7 protein-coding genes are annotated in these 4,851 nt (G+C 32.7%); 3 read left to right on the forward strand and 4 right to left on the reverse strand.

The features are described from left to right. Positions 1-629, reverse strand: a 629-nt coding sequence (locus V7014_RS20525) for a TVP38/TMEM64 family protein (RefSeq protein ID WP_335509813.1), incomplete at its 3' end; no start/stop codon positions are given. Between the two features lie 384 nt (positions 630-1,013). Between V7014_RS20525 and V7014_RS20530 the strand changes: the two genes are divergently transcribed. Further along, entirely contained in the window at positions 1,014-1,382 is a 369-nt protein-coding gene (locus tag V7014_RS20530; protein ID WP_335509816.1) for a hypothetical protein, read from the forward strand. 15 nt (positions 1,383-1,397) lie between these two features. Here V7014_RS20530 and V7014_RS20535 read toward each other — a convergent pair whose 3' ends face one another. Next, positions 1,398-1,928 (reverse strand): competence protein ComK, encoded by a 531-nt coding sequence (locus tag V7014_RS20535; RefSeq protein WP_335509817.1) that lies wholly within the window; start codon positions 1,926-1,928, stop codon positions 1,398-1,400. Between the two features lie 194 nt (positions 1,929-2,122). Between V7014_RS20535 and V7014_RS20540 the strand changes: the two genes are divergently transcribed. Further along, a complete protein-coding gene (locus V7014_RS20540; RefSeq protein ID WP_335509819.1) occupies positions 2,123-2,362 on the forward strand; it encodes an IDEAL domain-containing protein in 240 nt (79 codons plus the stop codon). A gap of 104 nt (positions 2,363-2,466) precedes the next feature. Here the strand turns inward: V7014_RS20540 and V7014_RS20545 are convergent, their stop codons facing one another. Together V7014_RS20545 and V7014_RS20550 are read right to left on the reverse strand one after the other, a co-directional pair. Next, positions 2,467-2,598 carry an HAD hydrolase family protein gene (locus V7014_RS20545; protein WP_335509821.1) on the reverse strand — a complete coding sequence of 44 codons (132 nt, stop codon included), beginning with the start codon at positions 2,596-2,598 and terminating at the stop codon, positions 2,467-2,469. Between the two features lie 37 nt (positions 2,599-2,635). Beyond that, positions 2,636-3,904: a M48 family metallopeptidase gene (locus V7014_RS20550; protein ID WP_335509823.1), complete on the reverse strand. Its 1,269-nt coding sequence runs from the start codon at positions 3,902-3,904 to the stop codon at positions 2,636-2,638. A 253-nt stretch (positions 3,905-4,157) separates the two neighbouring features. Between V7014_RS20550 and V7014_RS20555 the strand changes: the two genes are divergently transcribed. Beyond that, positions 4,158-4,742, forward strand: a complete 585-nt coding sequence (locus tag V7014_RS20555; RefSeq protein ID WP_335509825.1) for an SCO family protein — start codon at positions 4,158-4,160, stop codon at positions 4,740-4,742. Positions 4,743-4,851: the final 109 nt, after the last annotated feature.

Below are 4,851 nucleotides of genomic sequence, written 5' to 3' on the forward strand. Positions count from 1 at the left end.
TGTTTTTCTCTTTCTCTCTTCTTAACCTTTGATTCGATATCTCTATTTAAACTTATTTCTATTCTTTTACCTACATACCATAGAATAAATATAACTATTAACACGATAATTGTACGAATAGGCTGTGTAATCAACGATGTAATATCATGTCCTACAAAACTAATCGTAAATATCATTACAAGCTTACCTATCATCACTGCAAGCATATATTGTACACGACTCATATTCGATAATCCCGCTACAATATTTACGACAGCTGAAGGTGTAAAAGGAAAGCAAAGCATTAAAAAGACTGGGCCAAACCCATGAACATCAAGCCATTTTGTTAATTTTTGTACTTGCCTATTTCGCTTGATGAAAGAAAAAAATCTTGTATGACCATATTTTCTTATAACAAGAAAAACCAATACCGCTCCTACAGTAGAGCCAATCCATGTGATCAGAAAGCCAAACCATAACCCAAATGCATTTGTGTTCGCTACTACAAACACAAATAGCGGTAAGAATGGTAGAAAAGCTTCTAATAATGGTAGCAATATCCCTGGTATTGGACCGAATGCTTTATAGCTTTGTATCAATTCTAAAATATTCTCTTGGTTGAAAAATTCTCTTAAACTGTCCAAATCCATAATATGCTCCTTCTATTCGAAACTTCCTTACTTCGAATACTACTAGTATTTATCACTTTTCAATAGACAATAGCTACCATTTACTGAGAATCTATATTGAAATGACGCTAACAATGAGAATTATTATGTAAAAATATCCCAAACAAAAGATAACAAACATAATAAACTTCTTACATATATTTTATCAGAAGAGTCAACTGATGTTAGTATTATACTTTTTTCTTTAAAAGAAAATAAGAAGTTATTTGGAAAAAGATCAGAAAATTTCACTTGAATAGAATTGATTCATTCGTTATTATAAAATAATAAGAACAAATGTTCTATTTATGAATTAACAATGAGCTAGAACGGATAAACTATGTAGATGTTACTGGAGGAATGATGATGACACGCATACCTGAAAAAGACCGCGATATAATTGAACAAGCCATCTACTTACCGATGGTACTTACGGTCCTCAACCGCGATCTCTCTATTATTCAAAAAAGTCCTTTTAAGTTAAGGAATCCATATTTAGAATGGATTCAACTAACGATGAAAATTGTGCAACATGAACTCGCTGAGGCAAATCGTTTTTTGAGGCTAGAAAATATTAAAGTAAGCGAAATGAAGCGTGATGAGGTATTTACTATGTTCTTGTTTCTCTATAAAGGTTACGAGGAGTATCATAACTACTTTAATCTGCGAATTAGAAACAAAGTAGAAGAACTACTAAAATATTACCTATATGAAAGATATATTAACAAACCGTAGCTAGTGAGAATAATATTAATGCTTGTTGTCAGTAGGATGCTTTTGCCAAATACGATATTTCCATCTTGTTTCAGCAATTCGTTGATCAAGCTTTGTTTTTAACATAGCTGTTCGAGCAACTTGTGTCTCAAATGTACTGTATGATACGGATAATTGAATTTTTTGCTTATTACTAAATATAAGAACGGTTTCATTATTATGGTCTTTCATAAATATATCAATATGATTGTGAGCAACCCATTCGCAACTTTCTTTAGCTGGTGAAGTCGTTGGAAAGAAAAAAATGGAGCTGGACTGATCAATAACGATTGGAGCCTTATGTGTATAGCCCGTTAAGTTTCGTGTTCCTTCTCTTCTTCCTTCATAACTACTTCCAAAATATTCGCAGCTCGTTTTAATGATTGTAATTGGTTTTTCTAAAACAATAAATTCATCATATAGTTCGAAAATCTGTGAACATAAATTTCCTTCATGTTCAATCGGCCTTACCATTAGCGTGTACGGCGTAATTTCATATTCTTCTCTTATATTTAGTACTTTTTTCATGTGCCAACCTCCTAGAAAATATACATATTTTACCACCATAATCAACATATCATAAATCAAAAGAAGGTTGTTTGAATGTTATGTGAAAAAATCTAACCATCACATTTAAAATATTTAGAATTTTTAAATATTTCAGTTGAATTAATCTAATAAATTCTATATAATTATAAAAAGGTATTAGGGGTGATGGCTTCATGAACCATGAACATTCGAACACAGAAATGATGAAATCCACTGGTCTGCAAAAGAACTCGGGAAAAGAAACATTTATGTTGGAACTCTATATCGATATGATGCTTCAAGAAGCTCTACTAAAGAATGAAAAAGAAAAACTCCTTATTGAAATTGATAAAGCTCTCGATCAAAAAAATGAAGAACTTTTTCAACATTATTGCAATGAACTTAAAGAAATTAATAAGCGTTTTGGAACTTAATACAATAAAAAAGGAAGAACCATCTCGAGAGAGATGGTTCTTCCTTTTTTACCTATTTAAAACATATTGTCGCAAAGCGGACGCAACTCCATCTTCATTAAGGTTCATGTTACATAGGTGCTTTGTTCCTTCACTTCTGGTTCCACATTACCCATCGCAATGCTAGTACCAGCTATCTCAAACATAGGTAAAACATTAAAATTATCTCCAATTGATACAGTATCGTTTACAATCAATTCAATGGTGGAAAAGAAAATCGTTCTCTCACAACTATTACTTCTTATGCTTATTCAAATCATAGTTTTCTATTGTAGAAATTCTTTCAAGCATTGTTGGATGTGTATAGCGGAACATTTTTACAAGCCACGGTGGGTTCAATTGACTTAATGAGGACTTTGATAATTCTTGAAATGTTTTCACAGCCGCATCTTTGTCCTTAACCATTTCCATTGCATACACATCTGCCCTTTTCTCTTCATAACGTGAAATCAAATTGGAAATCGGACTCGATAAGAAAATCAAAAGTGATAACGTACAAAGGAATAGCGGGAAAGAAGATAAGCTTCTAAGATCTGGTATATGCAAAGCCCTTCCCCATTTGTTAATGACAAAGTTCATGATTTTGGCGGCCAACCATAACCCTACCAAACCAAATAACAAATAAAGGGCAATTCCTATATATACATGTTTCTCTACGTAATGCCCTATTTCATGTGCCATAATAAAGAGAATTTCATCATCCTCTAATTTATTAAGCGTGGTATCCCACAAGACTATACGGGAGTTAGAACCAATACTTGTTACATACGCATTCATCGCATTGGTTTTTTCTGCCATATTTACTTCAAAAACATTTGTTGTTGGTATATTTGCCCGCTCTGCTAATGCTAATATTTTCGCTTCTAACGCTTTATCTTTTAATGGATAGAAATCATTATAAAGTGGATCAATTACTACTGGCTTCACAAACATCACAAATAAAGTGAAGGGAATAGATAATAACCACATATGTAACCACCATCTACGGGGACTTCTTTGAACTAGATAATAAAACGTAAACACGATGATAAAGGTTGTACCAAAGTTAATCCAAAAATCAATTAACTCATCTTTCATCCACAATTGAAAAGATTGCGTAGAGATTTGATACTTTTTTGATAAGTGATAACCAAGATAATTAAATGGAAAGAATGCTATAAACGAAAGTATAGATAAATAGAAGAAGTAGCTGCTTTTTTGTAGGAATGAGTAGGATGATAAAGAAAGTGAAGATTGCTCCATTTTACGAGAAATACCTAATGCAAAGATTAAGAAATAAAATAACCATTCAAACGGTGTTTCAAGAAAGAATAAGAAATTACGTATTTCAGAAAATTCTTCGCTCAACAATAATTGTTTTTCATTCATAAACGTCGTCGGGTCAGCACCTGTGTTTTTAAAATGTAACGGAATAGCTGTATCCGAAAAATGGAAAATATACATATATAGCATTACAGCTAGCAGTATATATAATCCTAATGCGATTTTTATATATTTACGCAAATTCAATACCCCCTTAAAATCTAAACAAGCCTCCTTATAAATGTAGTTGGGAAAAATTGAATTAGAACTATTGATTTTAAGATTGCCCTAGCAAACTCCCAAAACCTATATATGGTTTTTTGGATAAGTTCATATTAATTTCAATATTTTGTCTATTTTTCTCACCCTTCCATGTTTCAGCGTAAGGTATGATTAATGTGTGCATTAATCTCAGTGTAGTAACACGATATTGAAGACCAGGGGTGGGAGTAGTATGAAAAAAATATATACGATTTGTGCAATCATACTTGTTATAGGTATAGGTTCTGGGATTTATTATTTTACTGAGTATCGTCAATCAAAAATGACCTTCCCGGAAGATGTGACTCTTCAAACACATACAGGTGAAGATTTTGCATTTGCTAATCTTCCAAAAAAAATAAGACTTGTAGAATTCATGTACACTTATTGTCCAGATATTTGTCCAAATACTACATACCAAATGCAACAATTACGCGATCAATTGGTGAAAGACAAAGTATTTGGCAATAAAGTAGAATTCTTAACAGTCTCCTTTGATCCTGCAAGAGATACACAACAAGTATTACAGGATTATGCTAAAACGTTCGAAATAGATAAAGAGAGTGGCTGGTTTTTAGTAAGCGGAGAGAATTCTGCTGTCAAAGAATTAGCTGATAGCTTCAACTTTCAATACCGGGATCCAGGTACAGGTGAATTCATTCATTCAAGCGCGACCTATTTGCTAGACGAAGAAAATAAAGTAATTGAAGTATTTGGAATGGGAGAGAAAGACTTTAAGAAAAAAGAAGTGTATAAAACAATCATGAATGAACTATAAAAACAAAAGTGGAGAGCGCCCGTTCAACGCCGTATGAGACTTACGCACTTCGTACGAGATAAAGGAAACACGAAGAGCGGAGCGATTCGATGTGTCTAGCTTCATCGGC

The sequence above is a fragment of the Bacillus sp. JJ722 genome (assembly GCF_036963345.1).
Classification (GTDB): Bacteria; Bacillota; Bacilli; order Bacillales; family DSM-1321; genus Bacillus_AD.